The following is a 3,853-nucleotide window of genomic DNA, read 5'->3' on the forward strand; positions in this document are numbered from 1 at the left end:
CCCGGCGCCGCCACCCCCGCGCGGCCCACTGGGAGGCGGGCCCCGCGGGGGTGGCGGCGCCGGGTTCGACCCCGTGCAGGGCGAAGTCGATGTCGATCTCGTCCGGCTCGCGCCGCAGCTCCCGCAGGGTGTACGAGCGCATCACGGCCCGTACGTCCTCCGGGAGTTCGCGGTACTCCTGCCACCACGCCTCTCCCAGGTCGCGCGGCACCACGGGCTCCTTCTGCCCGGGGTGCGGCAGGAACAGGGAGAGCGACTGATCGCGTCCGTCGGAGTGGAAGCCCTTCAGCTCGGCCCCGTCGAAGGTGACCCGCACCAGGGAGGGCCCGAGCCTTCTGGTGCGGGCGACCTGGAGGGAGAACAGCGTGAAGGGTTCGACGGCGGCCGTGGCCATGGGGGCTCCTGTCGGAAGGGTGGGGGCGGCTTCTAGCTGACCTTCTTCGCCTTCTCCAGAGCCTCGGCGAGGCTCGTCAGCAGCGGGACGCACTTGTCGTACGACAGGATCGGCTCGGGGGAGCGGGCGATGACCTGTCCCGCCTTGACCGCCGGCAGCTTCTTCCAGGTCGGCTTGGTGATGTCCGCGGGCTGGATCGCCGACGAGCGGTCGTCCATCATGATGATGTCGGCCTGGTACTTGTCGACGTTCTCCCAGCTCAGCGACTCGTACCAGCCGCCGCCCTGCTTCTTCGCGCTCTCCGGCGGCTCCACGAAGTTCACGCCGAGGGCCTTGAAGTACTCCAGGTCTATGGACAGGTGCGTCCCCGAGACGTAGAAGAGCTGGTCGCTCGCGCTGCCGGCCATCACCTTGAGGTGCGGCTTGGCCTTGGCGGCGGCGCGCAGCCGGGCGGCGGCCGCCTCGAACCGCTTCTTCGCGTCGGTGACCTTCGCGGCCTTCATGTCCGCGCCGAGCGACTCGGCGAGGTCCCACATCCGCTGGAGCGGCTGGGTGATCTGACGGTCGTACACGGAGATGCCGACGCTGGGGGCGAGTTCGGCGATCTGCTTGGTGGACTGCTCGGGGACGTACCAGAGGGTGCCGGCGTCGTCGAACATCGTGGTGATCAGCACGTCGGGGGCGAGGGCGGCGTACTTCTCGACGTTGAACTGGCCCCAGGCGTTGCCGAGGACGGTCACCTTGCTGACGTCCATGTCGCCGGCCTGGACGTCGGGCTTGCCGCCCGTGGTCGTGGTGGGACCGAAGACGCCCTTGACCTGGACGCCGTAGTCGTAGAGCGCGGCGCCGACGCCGGTGAAGGCGACGATGTTCGCCGGGATCTTGTCGAGCTTCACGGTCTTGCCGCGGTCGTCCTTGAACGTCCAGGGACCCGACTTCGCCGCGCTCGACCCGCTGCCGCCGTCCTTGGCTTTGCCCTTGTCGTCCCCGCAGGCCGCGAGCGCGACGCCGAGCCCTACGGCGCCGCCCGCGGCGAGCAGGCCGCGGCGAGAGAGGTGGATGGCACGGGCATGGGACATGGAGAGGACCGCTTTCGAACGGGGCGGGACGGCCGCCGGACAAGTGCGAGGCTTAGGTTAGCCTAACCTTGTCTGCTGTCCAGCGGGTCCTCCCGGCGGACCGCTCGGCCCGCGGAACAGGGCGGCGCCCCGTTCCGGCTGCGGGGAGCGGGGCGCCGGTCGGTGACCGCGGATCAGTTCAGCGGCTGGGTCCGATGGCCGGGTTCCGTGGCCGCGGACGAGCGGTTCACGAGGTCTTCCCGTAACCGCCGTGCCGCTCACAGCAGTTGTCGTCCTTGCCGCCGTTCACCTGGATGGTGGCCGTGGCCCGGTTGCTCGTGATCCGGTCGCCCTGCGGGTCGGTCGCCGTCGCGTGCGCGGTGTTGGTGATCTCGCAGCAGCCTGCGCCGCCCGGGCCCCCGCCGTACCCGGCGGACTTCGCGCACGGAGTGACGTCGGTCCCGGTGACGGTGTAAGTGCCGTGGCAGGTGGTGCTCGCACCGGCGGCGAGGGTGGTCGTGGCACAGGTGACAGGGGCGACGAGGTCGTCGGTGACCGCCACGTCGTGCAGGGCGGCGTCCCCGGTGTCGGTGACCGTGTAGGCGTACGCGACCCGGTCCCCGGCACGGAACGGGCCGGGCGTGACGACCCGCTTGGCCAGGGTCAGTTCGGCGGCCCGCTGTCGCCGGACGATGATGGTGGCCGTGGCCTGCTCGCCGGCGACCTCCTGGCCGGTCGGCTCGAACGCCGTGGCCTGGGCCAGGTTGGTGAGCAGGCAGCCGCCCACCGCCGGGCGGCATGGGGTGATGTCGGCCTCGGTGATCACATGGCTGCCGTGGCAGGCGGTGATCGCACCGGGGGCGAGGCCGGTCGCGTCGCAGGTGACACCGGCGGTCAGGTCGTCCGTGACCGTCACGCCGTGCAGCGCGGTGTTGCCGGTGTTGGTGACCGTGTAGACGTAGCCGACCCTGTCGCCCACCTCGAACGGGCCGGTGGACTCGGCCCGTTTGGTGAGGCCGAGGGACGGCCGCGGGGCCTCCTCCACGACCACCACGACCGTCTCGGAGACGGACGGCGGGCAACTGCCGTCGCCCTGGTAGCGGGCGGTGATCCGGTGCGCGCCCAGGGCGAGACCGGTGGTGGTGAGGACGGCGTCGCCGTCGGGGTCGAGGGTGACGGTGCCGACGGCGGTGGCGTCGTCGTCGAAGACGACATCACCGGTGGGGGTGCCCGTCGAACAGGTCACGTGCGCGGTCAGGGTGACCGGCTGCCCGGGAGCGGCCGTGGTCGGCTCCGCGGTCAGTGTGGTCGTGCTCTCCGCCGCCCGGGCCACCGCCAGGCTGTGGAAGTCTCCGGCGGCGAGGGCGGTGACGGTGGTGCCGGCGGGCAGATGCGATGCCACCGGCGTCGAACGCTCGGTGGTGGTGCCGTCGCCCAGTTGCCCGAAGTTGTTGTTTCCCCAGGCGAGTACGCGGCCGTCGGAGGCCAGCGCCAGGCTGAAGATGTCTCCTGCGGCGACGGCGGTGACGGTGGTGCCGGTCGGCAGGTGCACGTCCACCGGTGTGGAGCGGTTGGTCGTGGTGCCGTCGCCCAGCTGTCCGGAACCGTTGAAGCCCCAGGCGAGGGCGCGTCCGTCGGAGGCCAGGACCAGGCTGTGAATGTCACCTGCGGCGACGGCGGTGACGGTGGTGCCCGTGGGCAGGTGCACGTCCACCGGTGTGGAGTGGTTGATCGTGGTGCCGTCGCCGAGCTGCCCGAAGGCGTTGTAGCCCCAGGCGAAGGCGCGTCCGTCGGTGGTCACGGCCAGGCTGTGAAAGCCGCCGCCGGCAACGGAGGTGACGGAGGTTCCGGCGGGCAGGTGCACCTCGACCGGTGTGGAGCGGTTGGTGGTGGTGCCGTCGCCCAGCTGACCGAAGAGGTTGTAGCCCCAGGCCAGGGCGCCGCCGTCGGAGGTCACCGCCAGGCTGAAGTACGCCCCGGCGGACAGGGCGGTGACGGTGGTGCCGATGGGCAGGTCCGCCTCGACCGGGGTCAGCCGCTCGGTGGTGGTGCCGTCGCCCAGCTGTCCAAAGGCGTTGTAGCCCCAGGCGAGTACCCGGCCGTCGGAGGTCAGCGCCAGACTGTGGGAGAGACCGGCGGCGACCGCGGTGACGGTGGTGCCGGTCGGCAGGTGCACCTCGACCGGTGTGGTCCGGTCGGTGGTGGTGCCGTCGCCCAGTTGCCCGCTGCTGTTGTTTCCCCAGGCGAGAACGCGGCCGTCGGAGGTCACCGCGAGGCTGAAGTCGCCGCCCCCGGCGAGGGCGGTGACGGTGGTGCCGGCGGGCAGGTGCACGCCGACCGGGGTCAACCGCCCGGTGGTGGTGCCGTCGCCCAGCTGCCCCGAGCCGTTGTCGCCCCAGGC

3 protein-coding genes are annotated in these 3,853 nt (G+C 71.7%); all 3 read right to left on the minus strand.

From position 1 onward, the window contains the following. Positions 1 to 394: siderophore-interacting protein (locus CCN72_RS33035; RefSeq protein ID WP_143664281.1), on the minus strand; the 394-nt coding region annotated here is incomplete at its 3' end. Between the two features lie 32 nt (positions 395 to 426). Next, a complete protein-coding gene (locus CCN72_RS33040; RefSeq protein ID WP_086811921.1) occupies positions 427 to 1,473 on the minus strand; it encodes an ABC transporter substrate-binding protein in 1,047 nt (348 codons plus the stop codon). A 226-nt stretch (positions 1,474 to 1,699) separates the two neighbouring features. Continuing rightward, on the minus strand, positions 1,700 to 3,853 hold a 2,154-nt coding region (locus tag CCN72_RS33045; RefSeq protein ID WP_086811923.1), incomplete at its 5' end, for an RCC1 domain-containing protein.

Origin of the sequence: Streptomyces murinus, from assembly GCF_002154555.1 — a bacterium.
GTDB classification, from domain to species: Bacteria; Actinomycetota; Actinomycetes; order Streptomycetales; family Streptomycetaceae; genus Streptomyces; species Streptomyces murinus.